Below are 21,640 nucleotides of genomic sequence, written 5' to 3' on the forward strand. Positions count from 1 at the left end.
CACAGGCGCAGTGCGGTTGTTGGCATCAGCGCTTCCCTTCGCAAGGAACCGTTGCCAATAAGGATAGGTGAAAAGCATTCGCTATGGAGAATAACACCGCACAGTATGAATCTATTCAATAGATTCGAATATAAAAACCACGTGTAATTACCGTGCTACATAACTTGCGGATGACAAAGGGAAATTTTTGAGGTTGTGCAAATACATACGCTAATAATGCAAATGGCGCCATGGACGTGAAACCTCTGGACGGGCTGGGAAACGCAGCCAAGACACATGCAGCCTGATATATGAAAGATATTTATTGATTTAAATAGGCGCCAAATAATATATCTGGCGCACTGTTCTTACACCGTTTTATCGCTTGCCGAGGGATAAAACGGCTTAGGCGGCACCCACCGCGCTGAGTGCGGCAACCTGCTCACGCCACTTCTCTTGCTCGGGCTGCCCTTCGCTACGCTGGCCGTACAGCTGGGCAATTTGCGTGCCATCGGCGGCAAACAGCTCCAGGCTGGTGACAAAACCGTCCGCAGTCGGTTTACGCGTGATCCAGCTTTCAACAATGCAATCTTCACGCAGGTGCAGGGTAAACTGTGGGTTAAACACGTTAATCCATTGCTCCATCGTCACCACTTTCTCAATCACACCGGTGAAAATCTGCACGCAGCCGCGGTTGCCGACAAAGACCATCATTTCATTGCCGTCCTGCAGTGCGCTTTCCAGCACCTGACGCAGCGCCTGGTTGCTTACCTGCCAGGCCAGATCGCTGCTCACGGCACGGAACGCCTGCTGGCGAGAAATATTATGCTGCTTGAGCAACACGAAGAACTGGTGCACATCGGTCATTGCCCGCCACTGTTGCTCAATCGCGGCGGCATCGGGATGGGCCTGATACTGCGGCGCTTCCACTGGTGCCAGCGCCAGGCTTTCTGGTGCGGATTGGGTGAAGCGCGCAATCAACGCGGCCCAGGCGGCCATATCGGTATTTTCCGTGGCGTAGACTTTCAGCACGGCATCGCCGTGGCGATCAAAGAATTGCAGGCTCTGGCGTTCACCGCGAGCAGTCTGCTCGGTGAGTGAAAATGCGCTGTGCCACAGGTGCGGGAACAGGCGCAAATCCAGCGCACGCGGGTTCAGCACCAGGCCGGCATGCTGGCCCAGCTTCAGATTGCTGTATGCGCCAACCTGCTCGTGCACCGCATACTCATTGCGGGTAATGTTTTTGGTTTCCCCAACGCTTTCCAGCGCATGCAGGATGTCACTGAAATCCGGCTTCAGGGCGATGGCGTCGGCGGCGGTGCGCGCCAACGTCAGTTCGGCTTCACTGATCCCCATCAGCGCAGCCAGATCTCGGGCGTATTTTTTAGGGTGTTCGGCTTTTAATGCCAAATAATGTTGGTAACGGCTGCTCATTTATTTTTTACTCATTAAAATGCCCTGGGCAAGGCCCAGGGCGGGTTGTTATTGACGATCAAAATCAGAAATCAACGTTCACACCTAACTGGAAGGTACGGCCTGGTTGTACCGCCAGAGCCTGATCGTTCAGATCCTGGTTGGTTGAGTTTTCGATATCACGGCTGCTGAGATAATCCCAGTATTTACGGTCAGTAATGTTGTAAACGCCGCCGCTAACCTTCACGTTTTTGGTCACGCGGTAGTAAGCGGTGAAGTCAAGCAGGCCGTAGCCAGGCACTTTCATGTATTCCGTGGTGGAATCAGTGATTGCCGTACCGGTGTTGTTGTAACTTTCACGGTTGGTGGCCGTCGCGCGTTTACCCTTGTTGAAGGTTGCGGTCAGCGCAGCGCCGTATACCTGGCTCGGATCGTCATACGCAACGCCCACAATCGCACGCATTGGCGCAACGCTCGCCAGATCAACGTATTTATCGCCCAGGTAGCTGGATTTCGCCGCCCCTTCGGCCATGCCATACGCCAGACGGGCGCTCAAGCCGTCAACCTGTTGGAACCAGGTGCCGAAGTTGAATTTGGCGCTGATCTCGCCACCGTAGATATACGCCTTGTCGCGGTTTTCAGCCTGATAGGCAATATAGATATTGCTTGGGATATTGGTGAACCGCTCAGGATTCGCCGCACGCGTATAGCGCGAGTAATCGATAAAGTTTTTATAGCTGTTGTAGAACGCCGCCGTGCTGATGGTGATCCCTTCAACCGCTTCGCCTTTCAAGCCCCATTCGAAGTTGTTGCTGGTTTCCGTTTTCAGATCGGCGTTGCCGATCAGCGCATACTGGTTGCTACCCGCATAGCTGGAACTCAGGTTCCATGAGCCGTACATTTGGCTGGCATTCGGGAACTGGGCGCCACGCTTATATTGGATGTAGGTGGTCAGTTTTGGCGTAATGTCATACAGGAAGCTCAGGGACGGCAGCACCTGCGTATCGCTGGTTGAACCGTACAGCGTTTGCAGTTCGGATTCGGTCAGAGAACTGTTGGCCAGCGTGGAAAGATCGTCCGGTTTGGTTTTCTGGTAAGCCACGCGCACCGCTGGCACCACCGAGAAGTTGTGGCCGGCCAAATTCCAGGTCATGGTGTCTTGTGCAAACGCGCCGAGGTTGTAACTCTCGCTGTTTGCTTCAGGCTGCATGATGTAGGTATAGGAGCTCTGCGTCGGATCCTGGTTGAATGGGCGCTCGGTTTTGCTGGTGCGGGCATTCAGGCCCCAGCGGAACTCGTGAATCCCCCACTCTTTCGACATCTTGGTTTCAAAACCATAGGTTTTGGTATCGTAATTCGAATAGGTGGTGACCAGGCTGGTGCCGAGGGTGTTCGGCCCATAGGTGCGGTCATGCGCTTCGGTGCTTGTATAGAAGACTTTACTGTCGATCACATCAATCCAGCTGGCATCCGGCGTCCAGAGATCCTCCAGGCTGGCGGCCCAGCGGCGGGTTTTGCTGGTCTGCTCGTTGGTGCCAATGGTCGCGCTGCCGGCACTGTTCCAGGCATCGGAATGCGTGTGATTGGTTTTGTTATAGTAATCAAAAGTACCGGTCAACTGGTGCGCGTCGTTAACCCGCCAGATGCCCGAAGCCAAAAACGCGTCGGAGTGCCAGTTTGCCGGGCTAGCGTCTACCGTGCCGCTGTTATTGCGGGTTTCCTGGCCGTCGCGGCGGCTGTAAGCCACCAGGCCACGCAACGTCTCATCGCCGCCTGCGGCCGTGAAGCCGTTGTGCCAGCTACGGTTAGATGAATCGTAATCGCTCTGGTAACCAAAGTAAGTGGATTTGGTCGGCGACAGGTAATCGTCGGCAGATTTTGAACGGAATGACACCGCGCCGCCAAGCGCTTGGTTAGCGTTAGAGGCTTCGGTTGCGCCCGGGGTGATATCCACCGATCCGTACATGTACGGATCGATATAGTCACGGCCGATGCCGAAGGTGCCGGTGCCGGCGCGGCTAACATAGCTACGCCCGGTGGCGCTTGGCAATTCAACCCCGTCAATGTCGATAGAAACTCGGTTGGCCTCCAGGCCGCGGATGTTATAACCGGTATAGCCGCTGCGATCGAAACCGCTCTTGCCGGTACCGGAACCGCCGGCCGCGCCGGTAGCCGTCACCAACGGCTGGTAACGCATGATGGTGCCGAAATCATTACCGCCTTCCTGCTGCATTTGTGCAGCGGTAATGGTGGTTTTGCTGCCAGCCTCTTTTGGCAATGGGGTAGCAGTTACCGTAATATCCGCATCGGTATTAGCGGTTTTTTTCGCTGTGGCAGTTTGGTCTTGTGTATTGCTGCCAGTACTGGCGCCCGTTGCGGCATAGCCACACGCACAGTGAATAGCTGCGGCCAAAACCGCCAATTTCATCAGCCTCTGCTTTGTATATCCCTGATATTTCGTGGATGTGAGCATCTTATAACCCTTGACTTGTTATTAGTATTTGCTCACACATTGCTTCCAAAAAAGACGAATTGTTTAAATAAAAGGCACTAGATTAATGTATGTTTTTATATGGTATTAGTACGCGGTGGATTTTAATTTGAATGATTACCTTTATCAACAAAATATCATCCTCAGGATAACAAAGCGCAAAATCCACATTTTTTATAATGTCTTCGATCGCATTAAATAAAACATATAAAAATATCTCTTATTAATACGCTTACAATAAAACCATAATTTTTCATTATTGTGCTTAAAGACAACGCATTACTGACAATATAATTTATTCGTTAATCTGGTCGTGTGCGCCCTCAGCGCAACCGCTCCCGCTATCCTTGCGCCGCCGGAACGGCCACATCAAAACCAATGAAAAATTTTTATGTTTGAGACTTCCCAGCATATTCCTCTTAGGGAATAATGCGCCGCTATGCGGCAGAAAGGTAATGGCCGCATGCTGCAAGGCTAAATCCCCCTGGCCGATGTCAGGGATACTCATCCTCTGGCCGTGTTCCAACCCATTAGAATAGTGGCATTTGATGCATAAACCCGCAATGCAATCCGTTCCCCCTATCGCCCTGGGCGCCATCCCCACGGCCAGCGCCGGTTCTTTCGGCACTCCCGTGTTTAATTCTGTGTTTTAACCAGAAGGCACAATTATTGCTTAAAAACTCATGTGCTCGTTTTTTTAGATGGGGTGGAGAAAAATATGGCTGAAGAAATAACAGACAAAAGAAAGCTGGGTTTGTGGCAAGTGGTGATTATTGGGGTGGCCTATATGACCCCAATGACCGTGTTTGATACGTTTGGCATCGTCTCTGGCATCACCGCCGGCCGCGTGCCGCTAGCCTATCTGCTGGCATTGGTCGCCGTATTGCTGACGGCGCTCAGCTACGGAAGAATGGTCAGAGCATTTCCCGAAGCAGGCTCCGCCTATACCTATACGCGTAAAACCTGCGGCAACCATGCGGGCTTTATGGTTGGCTGGGCTTCCCTGCTGGACTATATGCTATTACCGATGATCAATGCCTTGTTAGCCGGTATCTACCTGAAATCGCTGTTCCCGCAGTTGCCGCCCTGGCTTTGGATCGTGCTGTTCACTACGCTGGTCACCTGGATCAACAGCCGCAATATCAAGCTGCTGGCGAACCTCAACTTTTTATTTGTCGGTGCGCCGGTGCTGCTGATGTGCGTGTTTGTGCTGCTGGTGATCCAGGGCGTCAGCCACCAGGCCGGCAGCGATGCAGTCTGGACGCTGAAACCGCTGTTGAACGACAATAGCAGTATTATTCCGTTAATCAGCGGCGCGGCCGTGCTGTGCTTTTCTTTCCTGGGGTTCGATGCGGTCACCACGCTTTCCGATGAAACCCATGAGCCGCGGCGCGTTATCCCACGTGCAGTATTTTTAACCGCACTGATTGGCGGCGCCATTTTCTTTATCGCCTCATGGTTTATCCAACTCTATTTCCCGACCAATGCAGCGTTCAAAAACCCTTCGGAAGCGATGCCGGAAATCGTGCTCTATGTGGGCGGCGCCTTCTTCCAATCGGTTTTTCTGGTTGCCATTCTGGTGAACACCTTGGCTTCAGGGCTGGCCTCCCATGCCAGCGCCGCGCGGTTGCTGCATATCATGGGGCGCGACGGTATTTTCCCCGGCGCATTTTTCAGCTATATCCACCCGCGCCTGGGCAGCCCGCTGTATTGCGTACTGTTCGTGGGCGGCCTGGCGATGAGCGCCGTCTTCTTTGGCCTGGATACCGCCGTGTCGCTGATAAGCTTTGGCGCACTAGTGGCCTTTACCGCGGTTAACGTTTCAGTGATTGCGCTGTTTGCCATCAGAAACCGCAAGCTCACCAACGCCAGGGAGTACCTGTACAACCTGCTGTTGCCGCTGCTGGGGATTATCAGCGTGGGAGGGATGTGGATTAATCTGGACAAGGATGCGATGCTCCTGGGCCTAGTCTGGTCCGCCATCGGCCTGGGCTGGGTGGTCTGGTTCTGGATCACCAAAAGAGAGCTGGTGTTTTCATAACCACCGGCAGTTCCCCTTGCCGGCGCCGCTGCGGGCGCTGGCATGAGCGTCAACGCAGCGCCTCCTCTAGTCAATTCCCACGATAAAAAAAGCCAGCTCGATAATCGAACTGGCTTTTTAAGACGCATTACCGAAGCCTAAATTACAGCATCTCCTCGGTAACGGAAGCCGATGCCTCTTCAACGCCCTTTTCTCGTTGCGCCTGTAGCTTGGCCAACACTTGTTCCACCGTCAACAATACGTGGCCGCATTGCTCACGGGTAATGGTCAGCGGCGGCTCGATGCGCACCGATTTCGCATTGTTCAGCGTGCCGGCCACCAATATCCGCTGGCGGAACAGCTCGCTGGCAAAGGCATAACCGATTTCATTTTCCTGGAACTCGATCGCCTGCAACAGCCCCATGCCGCGGGCCTCTACGATCAGCTCAGGATAATTGGCCGCCAGTTTCTTCAGGCCATTGAGCAAGAAGGTACCGTTTTCGGCGGCCTTTTCGGGCAATTGATCGCGTAACAGAACGTTCACCGTCGCTAACGCCGCTGCACAGGCCAGCGGGTTACCGCCAAAGGTCGTGGTATGCAGGAAGGGGTTTTCAAATAAGACAGAGAACACTTCTTCCGTCGCCACCGTGGCGCCAATAGGCATCACACCACCGCCCAACGCTTTTGCAAGACAAAGAATATCCGGCTGAACCCCATAATGCTCGCAGGCAAACATTTTACCCGTACGCCCCATGCCGGTTTGTACTTCATCCAGAATCAGCAACGCGCCGATTTCGTCACACAGGGCGCGCACTGCCGGCAGATACTGCTCTGGCGGCAGGATCACCCCGCCTTCACCCTGAATAGGTTCCAGGATAACCGCAGCGATGCCTTCACCATTTTTATGGCACTGCTTAACCTTTTTCTTCATTGCTTCGATATCACCAAATGGCACATGGTGGAAACCGGGCAGCAATGGCATAAAAGGCTTACGAAATGCCGGTTTGGCGGTGGCGGAAAGCGCACCCAAAGACTTGCCGTGGAATGCGCCGTGCGTGGCGATAAAACTGAATTTGCCGCGAGGGGATTGATATGCTTTGGCTAATTTCAGTGCGGCTTCAACCGATTCCGTACCGCTATTACCAAAGAAACTGTATTTCAGCTTGCCGGGTGTAATGGCTGCCAACGTTTTAGCCAACATGGCGCGCAGCGGATCCAGCAGCTCCTGGCTGTGCAAGGGTTGTTTGCTTAACTGCTTTTCAACCGCTGCCAGCACCGTAGGGTTACGGTGACCAACGCTAAAAATGCCATAACCACCCAGGCAATCAAGATATTCGTTGCCTTGCGTATCCAACAGCGTGTTCGGGCTGTTGGCTCGCCACTCTACGGCGCCGTAACTGCCGCCGGTCGTGACGGATTTTCTGTACTCTAAAAACCCAGGGTTAACATAGTCGCGAAAAGCATCGAGCGTTTCTTTATTTAACGCTGCAACATCTTCCGCAGACAGGGTATCACTCATAATCCATTTTAATGCCTGCTGAGAACACTCTAGCGGGTTGAGATGGTTAGGCTGTCTGGACAAAATGCGCTCCTTGTTTGTTGGCACCACATGATGCCAATTTAAGTAAAGCACAAAGCACGCCAGAAAATTATCAAGGTACTAAATAAAGATCTTCAGCTAAAAATAAAGAATTTTGAAGTATAAAGTAAAATATAACCCTGACAGTTGTGCGAGAAAAATAACCTATGGGCAGCGCCCGACAGCATAGCGCTCCGCCCCACGATGGGGCTGTTTGCCCCATTATTGTGCATTTTGGCGGTAGCTCAGGTGGCTGCAGGTTGCACGGAACAAGGAAAACAAACATTCCCACCGCCTGCCCATGCGGCATCGCGTAGCACTGTTAGCGGTGGCCATAAGGCCACACTGTAGTTAAGAAGCATACCGGCTCTAACAACATGCCCGCTCGCCGCCCTTGCCGATACTAAGCACCATGACAATAATCACTGTTCCAATAGTATCTGGAGCAAATCAATACATTGAGCTTGTAAATAATATCATTGCAATAAAACATGGATAACCCATTCATTTTATCCACAATTCCCAGTTTCTTTAACGCATTGGTTTTATGCGTCGAAATCGTTTTTACCGAAATATTTAACCGGCGGGAAATCGTGTGCGGCGCATACCCCTTGGCCAATTCGCTGATCACCGCTAACTCCCTGGATGTGAGTGGATATTTTATTATTTCATTCCAATTCACGTATCTTTCCAGCGTCGCCAGCAACGTTTTAACAGACACCTTTTTTGAGATAAAACCGTACGTAGAATCAGGCAGAAAACTCATATTAGACATAAATACAACCCTCACACCTCGAGGTATTTGCTCTATTAACTCATGCAATTTTTCAGGGGTAACCACATCTATAATAACGATATTGTTACGGCCAGATACAGGATGGTACGACAGGCATCCGTTACTGACATGTTGCGCATATAATTTATATTTGTTGGTATCAATAATATGCGAGAGGCCAAAGATAAAATAAAAGTCCTCTGATAAAACATACAGATTAATAGTATTATCCATTATTTATTCTTTGTTTGTTTTTTCACAGATGAAATAATATGGTCTGATAAGCTCACTCTTTAATGTGTACCCTTTTCCATTAAACCCTTCCACCCGCATAATGAAATCATGAGGAGCGCCTAATGCTATCAGTTTTATTTTTAGCTGCTGCATGACTTGCCATAAACGTTGGCTCGATGATTTCAAACCATGCTGATCCCAAACATGGAATAAAATATCCTCGTTGCACACAATCTTTCCATTAGCATTTTTCAAAAGATAAACAAAAAGGCGCATCATGGTGTCACGCAGTATGTATTCCTGCCCTTTAAATGTAATTGAAGATAATTTACGATGTTCTAACTCAAAACGAATATCACGGCCTATATAATAACCGGCTAACACTCTTTCCATTAGAAATAGACTCCTGTCTTATTTAAACCCATAGCTAAATTACACTATGGCTATATCCCGCTAGAAATATAACCTTCAAGAACAGCAAAACCAATACAAATCAATCGCCCAAAAAAAATCAAAAAATCACACAACATTAACGGAAAAGTAAAGAATAAAACACCAACAAAACAACAAATACCAACATTACATTTCAAAATAAAAATAAAACGGCATACACAAGCTTAAAACCACACACAAAAAGCAATAAAAATAAACAATCATATTTAAACTCAAGTTCAGAACTAAACACTAATAACTATAAATACTTACACCAATCGAACAACTCATTACCTATAGATAATAAAAGGCATTTTACTCAATAAAAAGACAAAACAGTTTATTAAGGATTTTTTTTCACTTAAGGTTCTTAAATTGATTAAATGTCATTTTAATCAACTAGTTATATAAAATAATTAAAACTTAGTTAATAAGACGGTGATACGAGCTTCACTTATCAGGCGTCCATTTACCAAAAAAACAAAACATTCCATAAATGAAAGCAAGATCTTTCTTATCAATTTATTTTTTTATGATAGGATTTCGATAAAATATTTACTTACCAACAGGCCATATACTACTAAGTAGGTAATAAGTTATGACTAATAAATTTATTATCAATGACAATGTCATATTCATACCTAACGAAAACAGAATTTTAAGTAAGGATAACCACAGAAAAAAAATAGTACTAACAACCCCAGCAAGCCGTTGCCTGCAGTTGTTGCTGGAAAAACAAGCACTGGTCTCACAGAAGGAGCTCTATGAGTTTGCATGGGGAATGAAAAGCCAGGAGGTTACCCCTAATAATCTATATCAAAATATATCCATACTTAGAAAAGCCTTTAATGCTGTATCTGAAGACGGAAAAAACCTGATTATTACAGTCCCCAGAAAGGGGTTTTATTTCGACAAAACGGCAAAAATAGAAAAAACAACTCCACATGAGAAAAAATCAATAAAAACAAGGTTAAATACAAGAAAGATCAAGAAGATCAGTAAGCGATCCGTCAGTTTAGCCGTTTTACTGACGGCACTAATAGGCACAACGCTCATCCCCCATCGAGCAATACCCAGTAAGGCTTACTCGGCACATTACAAATTGGTAGAAAGCGTTGACGGTTGCCACATTTATATTCACACAGAAAAAAGCCAGGGCGCTATTATCCCCCCGGAGTTCAAAGGGCGATACTGCGCGGCTGATCCTCATGCTATCAATAGCTCATCCTGGTGGTAAATCAACTCACCAGCCGAAAGGTAGTGAATCCATAGCAAGATGGCATAAAAAAGCCTGGATATTGCGTATCCAGGTTTTTTTTATCATGCTAATTGGCGGCCTAAGGCAGGCCGCTGTGATTAGAACTCGGCGTCAATATCCACAATGGAAATCAGCTTGTGGTTAACAAACTCTTTGATGCCCAGGCCGATCAGTTCACGGCCGTAGCCGGAACGGCGAATACCGCCAAACGGCAAATCGGCCTTCACGCGGGTTGGGTGGTTAACGTACACCATACCGGTGGAGATGCGCGCCGCCACCGCTGCGCCATGCTGCGGATCGCCGCTGAACACGGAGCCGCCCAGGCCAAACGGAGAATCGTTGGCAATGCGTACCGCATCGTCTTCGTCGGCCGCGCGGAACAGCATGGATACCGGGCCAAAGAACTCCATATGGTAAGCCGGGTTTTCAGGCGTAACGTTGGTCAGAATGGTCGGCTGAACAAAGGCGCCTTTTGACGGCACGGCTTCACCCACTTCCACCGCATGCGCGCCGTGGCTGACGGCCAGCTCAATTTTTTCTTTCACTTCGTCGGCAGCACCCTGTGAAGACAGCGGCGCCAACGTGGTTTGCTCATCGAGCGGATCGCCGGCACGCAGTTCGGCTACCGCTGCGCTGTAACGCTTGACGAATTCGTCATACAGGCTGTCGACGATGATCATGCGTTTGGAAGAGACGCAAACCTGGCCGCCGTTCCAGTGGCGGCCGAATACCGCCCACTTCACGGTTTTATCCAGATCGGCATCGTCCAGCACCACGAATGCATCCGCGCCGCCCAGTTCCAGCGTGGATTTTTTCAGCGCCTTGGCCGCCTGCTGTGCGATAACCGCACCGGCGCCTTCGGAACCGGTCAGCGCAACGCCGTGCACGCGCGGATCGTTCAGAATGGTTTCGATCTGGCTACGGGTCGCATACAGGTTTTTGAATGCGCCAGCCGGCAGGCCGGCTTCTTTCATCAGTTGCTCAAAGATGGCTGCACTTTGCGGCACGTTTGACGCATGCTTCAGCAGGATGGTGTTGCCGGCAGACAGCTGCGGCGCAATGATGCGGGCAATCTGGTAGTACGGGAAGTTCCAGGGTTCGATGGCCAACAGAATGCCCAAAGGCTCATGCACCACTTTTGCTGTTGCTTCTTCAGGGTTGGCAACCGGCAGTTCTTCCGGCTCCAGCAGCTTTTCAGCATTGCGGGCGTAGTATTCGAAAATCTGCGCGGAAAGCTCCACCTCGGCGCGCGCTTCGACGACCAATTTCCCCATTTCCAGCGTTAACAGGCGGGCAAACTCTTCGGAACGCTGGCGCAGGATATCAGCGGCTTTCTGCATCACCGCACTGCGCGCGGCAAACGGCGTTTCACGCCAAGAAAGGAAAGCCTGATGGGCGTTGTCGATAGCCGCAGAAACTTCAGCATCGGTCGCTTCCGGGAAGGTTTTGATCAATTCACCGGTGTAGGGATTTGTTGTTGCATATGCCATTTGGTTTCTCCTGAGGAACAAAAGCTCCCGACCAACAACCGCAAAAATCGTTTATGCCATACCGTGATCAGTCATACTGCAGTGGTTGTTGTGCCAGGTAGCCAAGCTAAAAATCTACGCATGGTCACGGTCTGTAACTTATACAGTTATCATACTTACCTATACAGCTATCATACGCATAGGAAAAAACAATACAATAATAACCGGATGGCGGTACATTTCCTTACAGGAGGTATGGACATGAAGAAGCAGCAAAACATTCAGGTTATTTCACGGGCGATCGGCATCCTGCGGGTTCTTGGCCACGAAGGGATCAGCCTGGGTGAAGTTGCGCGCTTGACTGGGCTGCCGCGTTCAACGGTGCAGCGCATCGTCGATACGCTGGCGACGGATAACCTGGTTGAGGCGGGTGAATGCGGCGTCCGGCTCGGGTGGGGCATTAACGAACTGGCGAAAAGAAACTACTCCAGCGTGGCCGCCCGGCTGCGCTATCCGTTGGAAATATTGTTCGAGCTCACCCGCGAAACCGTGGATATCGCCACCCATCATGGCCATGAAGTGATTTTTTTGGATCGCATTATTTGCGATCAGGCGGTGCGCGTCGTGCCGTTGCACGACAGGCCGCGCCCGCTGTACGCCATGGCAAACGGCAAGGCCATGTTATCAATGATGGCCGATGAAGAGATTAAAGGGCTGCTGCACGCCGGAATGGCGCCAATGACCGAGCACACCATCGTCAGCCCGCAAAAACTGCTACGCCAGATTAGCGAGGTACGGGAAACCGGCTTTGCGTTTGATCTCGAAGAACACGCCGAGGGCGTGTGTGGCGTGAGCATCACACTGCCCATCCCGCAACAGCCGCCGCACGCCCTTTCTGTGATGCTGCCGTCATACCGTTTTAAAACCCGGCTGGCGGTCATGCAGGATGCATTGAAACAGGTGCGGCAGGAGTGCGTGAAGATTTTTTCTGCCTAGCATCCCTCATTCCCCCGCACCCGCCGGCATGGGATGGCTCGCCCGCCATTCTCCCCCTGGCGAGAGAATAGCGGATAAAGCGTGTGCTACGGCTTACCAGGCGTAAACGCGACGGTGTTTTTTTCACGCTCATCGACCGTCAGCGAAAACACATCCGGGCGTGAATAGTGCCCAACCACGTCCAGATCGTAACGCGCGCGCGCCAGCTCATCCAAATCGATATTCGCGATCAACAAGCCGCTTTCGTCTTGCATCGGCCCGGCAAGCACTTCGCCGAGCGGGCCAACGATGATGCTGTTGCCACGGATCAACGGGCGATCGGCATCCCAATGGGGCACGTCGATACCCAGCTCGCGCGGGGAAGGCTGCACCTGGCAGGCGCTGATCACAAACAGCCGCCCTTCATGAGCGATGTGGCGCATTGATGCCTGCCAGATATCGCGTTCGTCAACGGTTGGTGCGCACCATACCTGCACGCCCTTGGCATACATCGCCATGCGCAGCAGCGGCATATGGTTCTCCCAGCAGATGGCCGCGCCGATCCGCCCGGCCGGCGTGTCCGCTACCGTGAGCGTGGAGCCATCCCCCTGCCCCCAAATCAGCCGCTCGGTGCCGGTCGGCATCAGCTTCCGGTGTTTGCCAACCAGGCCGTCTTGCGGCGAAAAGAACAGCGCGGTGCAGTACAGCGTGCTGGCCGCGCGCTCAATCACCCCCACCACCAGGTGCGCGCCGGTACGTTGGGACAGCGCCGCCAGTTCATCGGTTTCCGCCCCCGGCACCTCCACGGCGTTGGCGAAATAGCGCGCATAGGCCTCGCGCCCTTCGGGCTGGCGATAGCCCAGATAGGTGCCGAATACTTCGCCCTTAGGGTAGCCGCCCAGCAGGGCTTCAGGCATCACCACCAGGCTAAGGTTATGCGCTTTGATCTGTTGCTCATAAGACAGAATATTTTCTAACGTGGCAGCTTTGCCAAGCGGCGAGCTGCCTATCTGCAGCGCAGCGATAGTGGATTGCGACATAGGGGATTACCTGTATGAAAAGGCCGTTGCATGACCATATCGCCACTGGCAATATTCATCAATCACGTAAACAGGCTATCTGTTATGAACGAAATTAATTTCAGCAGTGCCGATCTCAACCTGCTTAAAGTGTTTGAAGCGCTGTACGAAGAAGGCGGCGCCGGGCGAGCGGCCATCCGCCTTGGTCTGACGCAGTCCGCCGTCAGCGCAGCGTTGGGCCGGCTGCGCCAGTTATATGGCGATCATCTGTTTGTGCGCACCGGCCGCGGGCTGAAGCCCACAGCTAAAGCGCAGGAGCTGCGGCCGCTCATCGCCGACGCGCTGGACAAATGCCGGCAAAGCCTGGTATTGGCCGCCCCCAACAGCGCTAACGCGGTGGGGCGCACGCTGGCGCTGGGGCTTTCCGATGATTATGAGATTGCGTTAGGCGGCGCGCTTATCGCAGCCCTGCCGCACAGCGCGCCGGGGCTGCGCCTGATTCTGCGGCAAACCCACAGCCTGCTGGCGGGAGAGATGCTGATGGCACGGGATATCGATCTTAGCCTGACCGCCGGCGGCGCGGCAATGCGCACACTGGGCCGCCAGGTGCTGGGCACCGGTGGCTACGCCTGTGTGCTCGACAGGCGCCATCCTGCCGCCGCCAGCACGCTCGGCCTGGATGACTACCTGCGCTACGCGCACATTTTGGTGTCTTCCGGCGGTTTCGTCGGCATCGTTGATGAAACGCTGGCCGCCATGGGCCGCCAGCGCAAAATCAGGGCATCGACCACCCACTTTGCGGCGCTGCCGCACCTGTTGGCGGGCAGCGACTGCCTGGCGACCTTACCCTGGCACGCAGCGCAGCAGTTGGCGGAAAACTGCGGGCTGCGCTGCATTGCCTGCCCGTTGGCGCTGCCGCCCTATTCCGTCGAGCTGGGCTGGCGCGCCGAAAGCGTACGCGATCCGGCGGTGCAGCAGTTAAAAGCATTGGTGATCGCGGCCGCCGGGCAACGGCTGGGCCTGGCCCCGCCGCAAAGCGCGCTTTAAGCCGCCAGCGATTCCACGTAGCTTAACGCTGCGCGCAACGTGCCGTCGTTAAGCGGCACCGGCAGGAAATGAATAGACTCACCGGTCTGCAACGTGCGGGCGATCAGCCGCTGGATCTGGGCTTCATCATGGATATCGACGTTCAACGCCGCCAGGCTGACCGGCAAATCCAACCGGCGGTACAACGCAATCAGCTGATTGACCACATCATGTTGCCCCAGCAACGCGCTCTGCACCAGAATGCCATAGGCCACTTTGGTGCCATGCAGGAAGACATCGGTTTGCGGCAATGCCGTCAGACCATTGTGCACCGAGTGCGCGGCCGCGATGCGCGTATAGCGATCGCCAAGGCCGCCCACCAACCCGCCGCCGGCGATAATCGCCTCCAGCACGTTGAGAAAGGCTTTGTTCAATTGCCCGTCGTCCTGCGCCTGTAGCGCTGCCTCACTTTCATCAAGCAGCACGTCGCGGATGGTCAGGGCGGTATTGATGCCCAGTTGCACACTGAGCGGCAATTGGGCCGGCTGCGGGCTGAGCACCACGGCTTCATACCATTTCGCCAGCGTGTCGCCGATCCCGGCCAGCAAATACGCTTTCGGCGCGCGCAGAATAATTTCAGGCTCCACCAGGACCAGGTGGTTGGCGTCGTCGAAAATCTCGTAGCGCAGCGCCTGGCCCTGATCGTTGTACCACACCGAAAGCGGCGTCCAGGCAGCGCAGGTGGCGGCGATGGTCGGAATAGCCACCACCGGCAGCCCCAGCCGGCGCGCAACCACTTTGGCGGTATCCAGCGCCGCACCGCCGCCCACGCCGATCACTACCTGGCGTGCATTCCCGGCCTGGCGCACGATGTCTTGTACCGTGGTTTCGCTGCAGTGGCTGTTGAACAGCACCCGGCAGGCCTCCGGCGCATCGAACGCCGCCGGCAAAAAGGGTTTGGCCGCCGCCAGCGCACGCTCGCCATAAATCCACAGCGCGTTTTGCAATTGTTGCGGTGAATAAAACTGCGACAGGCGGTCAATGGCGCCGGGGAAAGCAAAATAGTTTGCCGGGCCGGCAACCACGCGAATGTCGGTATCACTCATGCTGAATTCCTTCTTTCTCTCTGATTGTTGCCATCATAGGGGCAGCAAATTCTATGGCGAATACTTTTTTGTATTGGCTTATGATTTTTCGCTCATTGACATGGGTGAAGTGGCTAATTGATTAATCTCAAAGACGATGTATCAGGTGAGTGAAGCACGGGTGTGGGAGCCATTAAAGGCGCCGAGTGGCTGGAAGCCGCTCACCTCTTACAGGAACCACTCACGAATAGCCCCCGCCATGACCTGGCGCATGGCAGGGCGCGGCCCGGCGAATACAATTTATCATCCCTATCGTCATCCTGCGTTCGGAGCGATTGGGGAAATAACAACGCCATGCAACATGGCCAAATAACATTGTTTTTATCATTAACCATGCAGGGTAACTTTACATGAAGCTGTTCAAAACCTCGTTGCTGGCGCTTAGCCTGTTCTCGCTCACCCCGTGTTTCGCCGCCCCGGCAACCGCCCCGGTGCCGGCTGCGATCGCCAACCACCAGGGCCAGATTCGCATTGCGGTGGTTCGCAACCTCGGCTCTGACGACAACACCACACAGTTTCTTGCCGGCGCCATCCAGGAAGGCCGCAAACTGGGCTTTAAGGTCAGTACCTTTCTCACTAACGGCGACGATGCCAAATTCCAGGACTTCGTCAACCAGGCCATCAGCCAGAAATACGACGGCATCATTCTCTCCCAGGGGCGCGATCCCTACGCCACGGCACTGATCAAACGCATTCGCGAAAGCGGGATCGCGGTGTCGGTCTACGATACTGCGGTTCAAGGCGACATCCCCGGCGTCACCGTCACCCAACAGGACGACGCTTCGCTGAGCGAACTGTCTTTTGGCCAGTTGGTGAAAGACTTTAACGGCAAGGCCAACATCATCAAGCTGTGGGTCGCCGGCTTCCCGCCAATGGAGCGGCGCCAGGCGCAGTACCAAAAGATGCTGAAAGAACAGCCGGGGATCCACGAACTTGAATCGATCGGCGCGGTGTCTTCCGATGTGCAGGGCGATACGGCCAACAAGATCGGCGCGATCCTGGCGAAATACCCGAAAGGCAAGATCGACGCGATCTGGGGCACCTGGGATCCGTTCAGCCTGGGCGCGTATAAAGCCCTGCAGGAAAACGGCCGCACGGAGATCAAGCTCTACAGTATCGATATCTCCAACCAGGTGTTAGCATTGATGCACGCCAAAGACAGCGCCTGGAAGATCAGCGTGGCGGTGGATCCTAAGCTTATCGGCGCGATGAACCTGCGCCTGATCGCCAACAAGATTGCCGGTGAACCAACCCCGCCGGTGTATGAGTTTAAAGCCGTCGCGATCCCACAGGCGCTGGTGCAAAGCCATCCGGAAGCCACCAACGTTGCTTCGCTGGCGAAAATTATCCCAGGTTGGGGCCAGTCTGCCGATTTTGTTGCGCCCTGGTTCGCTACCCTTGAAGCACAACAGCCGAAAAAATAAGGAGTCATGATGGCGAAACCGCCTCTTCCACAGCCTGAATATAGCCGCAATATGCGCCTGATCGGCCACAGCGATCAGGGCGGCAAGCCAGACGGGGTGCAGGTGATGGTGCACCGTGGCTATGCCTATATCGGGCACATGGTTTCACAGGGCTTTTCCATCGTCGACGTGCGCGATGCCAAAAATCCCCGCCCGGCCGGCTTTATCCCTGCCCCGCCGGGCACCTGGAATATCCATTTGCAGGCCCATGACGATCTGCTGCTGGTGGTCAACGCGCGCGATCTGTTCGCCGATACCCGCTTTGCCGACGAAAAAGTGTATTACACCAAGGCAATCAGCGAGACGGTTTCAGGCAATAACGCGGGGCGCGGCTGGAGCGCCGGTATGCGGGTTTTTGATATCTCCACGCCGGATAAACCGCGGGAAATCGGCTTTCTGGCGCTGGACGGCATCGGTGTGCACCGCATCTGGTACGTTGGCGGGCGCTGGGCATATGTCTCGGCGCTGATCGACGGTTATAGCGACTACATCTTCCTGACGGTCGATCTGGCCGATCCGCGCAACCCGCAGGTCGCCGGGCGCTGGTGGCTGCCGGGCATGCACAGTGCCGGCGGCGAAACGCCAGACTGGCCGGAAGGCAAACGCTACGCCCTGCACCATGCCATCATCAGCGGCGACACCGCCTATGCCAGTTGGCGTGACGGCGGCCTGACTTTACTGGATGTGAAAGATCGCAGCCAGCCACAGCTGATCGCCCACCGCAACTGGAGCCCGCCGTTCGGCGGCGGCACCCACACCGCGCTGCCGCTACCGGACCGAGATCTGCTGGTGGTGCTGGATGAAGCGGTGCTGGATAACCAGGAGGACGGCGAAAAGTTGATCTGGCTGTTTGATATCCGTGAGCCAAGCAACCCGGTGAGCATCGCCACCTTCCCGCAGCCGGACGAACGGGACTATGTCAGCAAGGGCGCCCACTTCGGGCCGCACAACCTGCATGAAAACCGCCCGGGCAGCTTTATCAGCTCGTCGCTGATTTTCGCCACCTACCAAAACGCCGGTGTGCGCGCCTACGACATCAGTAACCCTTATCAGCCGAAGGAAACCGGCGCGCTGGTGCCCGCCAACCCGCAGGCCATGATGGATAAGCGGCCGGGGCGCCCACGGGTGATCCAATCCTGCGATGTGTTCGTTGATGCGCAAGGCATCATCTACAGCACCGACTATAACGCCGGGCTGTCGATCATCGAATATCAGGGATAGCGCGTAGTTCAGGTACGCCGTTCCAGCGCCGCATCCACGTTGGAACGGCGTTGGCTTTCCTGCCAAAGGCGTACGCATTGGCGCGCCAGCGCGCGCGCAGGATCGAGGGCCAACGGCAGGCTGCGCGATTGTACGGCAACCAGCGCCGGCGGCACTTCCGTGCAGGCCAGCACCAATTTCTGCGCGCCGCGCGCCAACAGTGCGTTGGCCAGTTCATCCAGCAGCTCGCCGCCGCGCTGCAACTCGCCGCGCTTCACCGCATAACAGCCGGGCACAAACAGCCGTTCCAGCTCTGCCTGCGCCGGCAGCAACGCGGTGATGCCCTGCGCCGCCAACCGCTGCTGATACCAGCCCGCGGCCAGCGTCCCTGCCGTGGCGATAATCCCCACTTTATCCGGCGCCCCTGCCCGCAGCTCATCCGCGCAGGCATCGACAATATGCAACAGCGGCGCCGTGCTGGCCGCCGCCAGTTCGTCATACCAATGGTGGGCGGTATTGCAGGCGATCACAATGTGGCTGGCGCCAATCCGGTTGAGGCGCTCCACCGCCGCCAGCAACGCCGGCAGCGGCGAAGGCCCTTTACCGGCCAGGGCCAACTGGCGATCCGGGATCTGCGGCACGTTCCACGCCACCACCGGCACATGTTCCTGATCGCGCGCGGCGGGGGTTTCCTCAATAATCTTTTGCTGCAGATCCAGCGTGGCCAGCGGCCCCATGCCGCCAAGCACGCCGATCAATAGCTGCCCGCTCATTGCGCGCCCTGCTCCAGCCACTGGCGGTAGCCGAACAGGCCGGCAGCGCCGCCGGTATGGACAAACACCACATTGTCGTCCTTGGCGAAATACCCTTTGCGCACCTGATCGATAAGCCCGGCCATGCCTTTACCGGTGTAAACCGGATCGAGCAAGATGCCCTCCAGCCGCGCCAGCAGCGTTAAGGCTTCGCGCACGCCATCCGTCGGCAGGCCGTAACCTTCACCGACGTAGTCACCGTTGGCGACCACCGCACTGCGCGGCAACTCCCCGGCAATGCCCAACAATTCGCGGGTGCGCTGCGCCAGATTCCACACGTTTTCTTCCTGTTTGGCCTTCGGCGCCCGCACGCTGATGCCAAGCACCGGGATACCGCTGTGGGTGGCGCTCAGCCCCGCCACCAGGCCGGCCTGGGTGCCGGTGCTGCCGGTGGCGTGCACCACGTGATCGATGCGCAATTGCTGCTGGCTTGACTGCCAAAGCAACTCTTCGGCGCAGGCCACATACCCCAGTGCCCCGATCGCGTTGGAGCCGCCGCCCGGGATGACATAAGGCTTATGCCCTTGGTCACGCAACTGCGCGGCCAGCGTTTCCAGGGCCTGCTGCATATCGGTACCGCCCGGCAGATGATCGACAATCACGCCGCCCAGCAAATCATCAAGCAGGATGTTGCCGGAGCGCTGGTACTCTTCACCGAAATCGTTAACGCGCCTTTCCAGCAACACCTGGGTTTTCAACCCAAGCCTGGCCGCACCGGCGATGGTCTGGCGCACATGGTTGGACTGCGTGGCGCCCTGGGTCAGCACCACATCGGCACCCTGCTGCAAGGCATCGGCCAACAGGAACTCGAGCTTGCGGGTTTTATTGCCGCCGGTGGCAAGCCCGGTACAGTCATCGCGCTTAATCCAGATAGTCGGGCCGCCCAACGCTTTCGACAGTTGAGGCAGCGGTTCCAGCGGCGTGGGGAAATGGCCGAGCCGAACGCGGGGGAAACGAGCGAGATGCATAATTTTTTCCTTTAATGAGGCGTTTCAAATAGGCGGCCAGTATAAAAGCGAGGGTAAATTTTTATTTAGCAAAAATATGGCTATCGATAGTTAAAAAAAAGATATTGCAGCCATAAGCAATAAAATAGCGCCTATTAGCCAGCGTTAATGCATTAATCAGATATACAAAGAAAAACGGTTGCTATAGAAACGGCGACAAAAACACATATCCAACTGAAATATATAGAATTAGTTTTAATATTAAATATATCAAAAAAGAATTTAACAACTCAGGCGCACAGCCGTAGGCTTCAACAAACATATTAAGAACCATTATTTATAATACCGATTTTTCATCAGGAGAAATAATGAACCTAAATTTTGGCAAGCTTCGCCTGCGCGCCGTTGCCGGCGCCCTGATGTTAGCCAGCCTGGGCACCTTTGCCACCCAGGCCCAGGCTGAAGGCAGCATCAGCATCGCGCAGCAGTTTGGCATTGGTTACCTCATTCTGGACGTGGTGCGGGATCAAAAATTAATCGAAAAACACGGTAAGGAACAGGGGCTGGATATTAAAGTCGACTGGCGCACCCTTTCCGGCGCCACCGCCATTAACGAAGCGCTGCTTTCCGGCGCGCTGAACGTGGCCTCTGCCGGCGTGCCGCCGATGCTGACGGTGTGGGATCGCACCCGCGGCCGGCAGAACGTTAAGGCCATCGCGTCGCTCGGCTCCATGCCCAACTATTTGCTCAGCAATAACCCGGCGGTGAAAAGCGTTAAGGATCTAAGTGATAAAGACCGCATTGCCGTGCCGGCCGCCGGCGTTGGCTTCCAATCGCGCACCTTGCAAATCGAAACCGCCAAACTGTACGGCGACAGCGAATTCAAACGGTTTGACAATATCAGCGTCAGCCTGCCCCACCCGGATGCCAGCGCGGCGCTGATCGCCAACGGCACCGAGATCACCGCGCACTTCTCCAGCCCGCCGTTCCAGTACCAGGCGCTGGAGCACCCAAATGTGCATAAGATCCTCAGTTCATACGATGTGCTGGGCGGGCCGGGCACCTTCAATGTGCTCTACACCACGCAAAAGTTCCACGATCAAAACCCGAAAACCTACCGCGCTTTCTATGATGCGTTGGCGGAAGCCGCGCAGATCATCAAGGCAGACAAGGCCGCCGCCGCCCAAACCTATATCCGGGCGGAAAACTCCAAGCTGTCGCCGGCTCTGGTGCAGAAGATCGTGGAAGATCCGGAAATCGACTTCACCATTTCGCCAGAGCGCACCTTCGTTTATGCGGAAAAACTGCACCAGCTCGGCGTGCTCAAGAATAAAGCCGACTCCTGGAAGGATTATTTCTTCCCCGAAGCCTATGCCAACCCAGGCAGCTAACTCGAACCAAAC

17 protein-coding genes are annotated in these 21,640 nt (G+C 54.4%); 7 read left to right on the forward strand and 10 right to left on the reverse strand.

Features of this window, described 5'->3' with window-relative positions; genetic code table 11:
* Positions 1-384: 384 nt before the first annotated feature.
* Entirely contained in the window at positions 385-1,413 is a 1,029-nt protein-coding gene (locus tag ACN28Q_RS03590; RefSeq protein ID WP_095845071.1) for a hemin-degrading factor, read from the reverse strand.
* 64 nt (positions 1,414-1,477) lie between these two features.
* Positions 1,478-3,865: a TonB-dependent receptor domain-containing protein gene (locus ACN28Q_RS03595; protein ID WP_095845072.1), complete on the reverse strand. Its 2,388-nt coding sequence runs from the start codon at positions 3,863-3,865 to the stop codon at positions 1,478-1,480.
* Positions 3,866-4,601: 736 nt separating this feature from the next.
* Between ACN28Q_RS03595 and ACN28Q_RS03600 the strand changes: the two genes are divergently transcribed.
* Complete coding sequence (locus tag ACN28Q_RS03600) at positions 4,602-5,924, forward strand: APC family permease (RefSeq protein WP_095845074.1); 1,323 nt, start codon at positions 4,602-4,604, stop codon at positions 5,922-5,924.
* Positions 5,925-6,066: 142 nt separating this feature from the next.
* On the opposite strand, the gene ygjG is transcribed toward ACN28Q_RS03600, so the two are convergent.
* The 3 genes from ygjG to ACN28Q_RS03615 form a co-directional block, all read right to left on the reverse strand.
* The gene (gene ygjG / locus ACN28Q_RS03605; RefSeq protein ID WP_183096534.1) at positions 6,067-7,485 is read right to left on the reverse strand and encodes a putrescine aminotransferase; all 1,419 of its coding nucleotides are present in this window, start codon (positions 7,483-7,485) and stop codon (positions 6,067-6,069) included.
* 400 nt (positions 7,486-7,885) lie between these two features.
* The gene (locus tag ACN28Q_RS03610; RefSeq protein ID WP_095845075.1) at positions 7,886-8,491 is read right to left on the reverse strand and encodes a response regulator transcription factor; all 606 of its coding nucleotides are present in this window, start codon (positions 8,489-8,491) and stop codon (positions 7,886-7,888) included.
* A 3-nt stretch (positions 8,492-8,494) separates the two neighbouring features.
* Positions 8,495-8,884, reverse strand: coding sequence for a winged helix-turn-helix domain-containing protein (locus ACN28Q_RS03615; protein WP_095845076.1), 390 nt, complete (start codon positions 8,882-8,884; stop codon positions 8,495-8,497).
* Positions 8,885-9,521: 637 nt separating this feature from the next.
* Here ACN28Q_RS03615 and ACN28Q_RS03620 point away from each other — a divergent pair.
* Positions 9,522-10,160, forward strand: a complete 639-nt coding sequence (locus ACN28Q_RS03620; protein WP_095845077.1) for a winged helix-turn-helix domain-containing protein — start codon at positions 9,522-9,524, stop codon at positions 10,158-10,160.
* 119 nt (positions 10,161-10,279) lie between these two features.
* Here ACN28Q_RS03620 and ACN28Q_RS03625 read toward each other — a convergent pair whose 3' ends face one another.
* Positions 10,280-11,671 carry an NAD-dependent succinate-semialdehyde dehydrogenase gene (locus ACN28Q_RS03625; RefSeq protein ID WP_095845078.1) on the reverse strand — a complete coding sequence of 464 codons (1,392 nt, stop codon included), beginning with the start codon at positions 11,669-11,671 and terminating at the stop codon, positions 10,280-10,282.
* Between the two features lie 240 nt (positions 11,672-11,911).
* Here ACN28Q_RS03625 and ACN28Q_RS03630 point away from each other — a divergent pair, with 240 nt between their 5' ends.
* A complete protein-coding gene (locus tag ACN28Q_RS03630) occupies positions 11,912-12,646 on the forward strand; it encodes an IclR family transcriptional regulator (protein WP_165907019.1) in 735 nt (244 codons plus the stop codon).
* Between the two features lie 86 nt (positions 12,647-12,732).
* Here the strand turns inward: ACN28Q_RS03630 and ACN28Q_RS03635 are convergent, their stop codons facing one another.
* Complete coding sequence (locus ACN28Q_RS03635; protein WP_095845080.1) at positions 12,733-13,665, reverse strand: carbon-nitrogen hydrolase family protein; 933 nt, start codon at positions 13,663-13,665, stop codon at positions 12,733-12,735.
* A gap of 84 nt (positions 13,666-13,749) precedes the next feature.
* Here ACN28Q_RS03635 and ACN28Q_RS03640 point away from each other — a divergent pair, with 84 nt between their 5' ends.
* The gene (locus tag ACN28Q_RS03640) at positions 13,750-14,691 is read left to right on the forward strand and encodes a LysR family transcriptional regulator (RefSeq protein ID WP_095845081.1); all 942 of its coding nucleotides are present in this window, start codon (positions 13,750-13,752) and stop codon (positions 14,689-14,691) included.
* Here ACN28Q_RS03640 and ACN28Q_RS03645 read toward each other — a convergent pair.
* Positions 14,688-15,776 carry an oxidoreductase gene (locus tag ACN28Q_RS03645; RefSeq protein WP_095845082.1) on the reverse strand — a complete coding sequence of 363 codons (1,089 nt, stop codon included), beginning with the start codon at positions 15,774-15,776 and terminating at the stop codon, positions 14,688-14,690. The genes ACN28Q_RS03640 and ACN28Q_RS03645 overlap by 4 nt on opposite strands.
* A gap of 389 nt (positions 15,777-16,165) precedes the next feature.
* Between ACN28Q_RS03645 and ACN28Q_RS03650 the strand changes: the two genes are divergently transcribed.
* Entirely contained in the window at positions 16,166-17,239 is a 1,074-nt protein-coding gene (locus ACN28Q_RS03650) for a sugar ABC transporter substrate-binding protein (RefSeq protein WP_095845083.1), read from the forward strand.
* Positions 17,240-17,248: 9 nt separating this feature from the next.
* The gene (locus tag ACN28Q_RS03655) at positions 17,249-18,499 is read left to right on the forward strand and encodes an LVIVD repeat-containing protein (RefSeq protein ID WP_095845084.1); all 1,251 of its coding nucleotides are present in this window, start codon (positions 17,249-17,251) and stop codon (positions 18,497-18,499) included.
* 8 nt (positions 18,500-18,507) lie between these two features.
* Here ACN28Q_RS03655 and cuyB read toward each other — a convergent pair whose 3' ends face one another.
* Together cuyB and cuyA are read right to left on the reverse strand one after the other, a co-directional pair.
* Entirely contained in the window at positions 18,508-19,251 is a 744-nt protein-coding gene (cuyB, locus tag ACN28Q_RS03660) for a cysteate racemase (protein WP_095845085.1), read from the reverse strand.
* Positions 19,248-20,258, reverse strand: a complete 1,011-nt coding sequence (cuyA, locus tag ACN28Q_RS03665; RefSeq protein WP_095845086.1) for a D-cysteate sulfo-lyase — start codon at positions 20,256-20,258, stop codon at positions 19,248-19,250. The genes cuyB and cuyA overlap by 4 nt, the downstream gene beginning before the upstream one ends.
* Before the next feature lie 398 nt (positions 20,259-20,656).
* On the opposite strand from cuyA, the gene ACN28Q_RS03670 reads away from it, so the two are divergent.
* Entirely contained in the window at positions 20,657-21,628 is a 972-nt protein-coding gene (locus ACN28Q_RS03670; protein ID WP_095848903.1) for an ABC transporter substrate-binding protein, read from the forward strand.
* Positions 21,629-21,640: the final 12 nt, after the last annotated feature.

The organism is Gibbsiella quercinecans (genome assembly GCF_002291425.1).
GTDB classification, from domain to species: Bacteria; Pseudomonadota; Gammaproteobacteria; order Enterobacterales; family Enterobacteriaceae; genus Gibbsiella; species Gibbsiella quercinecans.

Bases quoted from the DNA above. Each gene is read 5' to 3' on its own strand.
- ACN28Q_RS03590 (WP_095845071.1), bottom strand. From the start codon at position 1,413: ATGAGCAGCCGTTACCAACATTATTTGGCATTAAAAGCCGAACACCCT.
- ACN28Q_RS03595 (WP_095845072.1), bottom strand. From the start codon at position 3,865: ATGCTCACATCCACGAAATATCAGGGATATACAAAGCAGAGGCTGATG.
- ACN28Q_RS03600 (WP_095845074.1), top strand. From the start codon at position 4,602: ATGGCTGAAGAAATAACAGACAAAAGAAAGCTGGGTTTGTGGCAAGTG.
- ACN28Q_RS03610 (WP_095845075.1), bottom strand. From the start codon at position 8,491: ATGGATAATACTATTAATCTGTATGTTTTATCAGAGGACTTTTATTTT.
- ACN28Q_RS03615 (WP_095845076.1), bottom strand. From the start codon at position 8,884: ATGGAAAGAGTGTTAGCCGGTTATTATATAGGCCGTGATATTCGTTTT.
- ACN28Q_RS03620 (WP_095845077.1), top strand. From the start codon at position 9,522: ATGACTAATAAATTTATTATCAATGACAATGTCATATTCATACCTAAC.
- ACN28Q_RS03625 (WP_095845078.1), bottom strand. From the start codon at position 11,671: ATGGCATATGCAACAACAAATCCCTACACCGGTGAATTGATCAAAACC.
- ACN28Q_RS03630 (WP_165907019.1), top strand. From the start codon at position 11,912: ATGAAGAAGCAGCAAAACATTCAGGTTATTTCACGGGCGATCGGCATC.
- ACN28Q_RS03635 (WP_095845080.1), bottom strand. From the start codon at position 13,665: ATGTCGCAATCCACTATCGCTGCGCTGCAGATAGGCAGCTCGCCGCTT.
- ACN28Q_RS03640 (WP_095845081.1), top strand. From the start codon at position 13,750: ATGAACGAAATTAATTTCAGCAGTGCCGATCTCAACCTGCTTAAAGTG.
- ACN28Q_RS03645 (WP_095845082.1), bottom strand. From the start codon at position 15,776: ATGAGTGATACCGACATTCGCGTGGTTGCCGGCCCGGCAAACTATTTT.
- ACN28Q_RS03650 (WP_095845083.1), top strand. From the start codon at position 16,166: ATGAAGCTGTTCAAAACCTCGTTGCTGGCGCTTAGCCTGTTCTCGCTC.
- ACN28Q_RS03655 (WP_095845084.1), top strand. From the start codon at position 17,249: ATGGCGAAACCGCCTCTTCCACAGCCTGAATATAGCCGCAATATGCGC.
- cuyB (WP_095845085.1), bottom strand. From the start codon at position 19,251: ATGAGCGGGCAGCTATTGATCGGCGTGCTTGGCGGCATGGGGCCGCTG.
- cuyA (WP_095845086.1), bottom strand. From the start codon at position 20,258: ATGCATCTCGCTCGTTTCCCCCGCGTTCGGCTCGGCCATTTCCCCACG.
- ACN28Q_RS03670 (WP_095848903.1), top strand. From the start codon at position 20,657: ATGTTAGCCAGCCTGGGCACCTTTGCCACCCAGGCCCAGGCTGAAGGC.